The 596-nt window shown below is 42.3% G+C and carries 1 protein-coding gene; it reads left to right on the forward strand.

What is annotated here, in order from left to right:
• Nucleotides 1–500: protease SohB (gene sohB / locus R7O13_RS28845; RefSeq protein WP_318305457.1), on the forward strand; the 500-nt coding region annotated here is incomplete at its 5' end.
• Nucleotides 501–596: the final 96 nt, after the last annotated feature.

A 596-nucleotide genomic window follows, 5' to 3' on the forward strand; every position in this document is an offset into this window, starting at 1 on the left:
CTTGTGTAGCAGACAAAATTGTTTCTGCACCATTTGCGATTGTGGGTTCGATTGGTGTCATCGCACAAATTCCAAACTTCAATAAGCTGCTGAAAAAGCACGACATCGAGTACGAGCAGTTAACGGCTGGTGAATACAAACGCACGCTAACCATGTTTGGTGAAAACACCGACAAAGCACGTGATAAATTCAAGCAAGAGCTAGAAGAAACGCACGTATTGTTCAAAGACTTCATCCGTGAGCGTCGTCCAAGTTTAGAATTGGAAAAAGTGGCGACGGGTGAGCACTGGTTTGGTACTCAAGCTAAAGAGTTGGGACTAGTGGATGAAATCAGCACCTCTGATGATCTTGTTGTTGCTGCGTGCAAAGAAAAAACAGTGTTAGCCGTTCATTACGTGCAGAAGAAAAAATTGGCAGACAAGCTTGCTGGTGTAGCAAGTAAAGTCGCTGACAGTGTTGTGCTTAAACTTGCAGAGCGTGGTCAAAAACCAATTGTCTAATCAATGAGATAATTCGGTCATTCAAAATGGCGAGAGTGAAAACTCTCGCCATTTTTATTGGAACTAATTTGTCTATAAACGACTCAATATCCAGTA

The sequence above is a fragment of the Vibrio sp. Y176 genome (assembly GCF_033438945.1).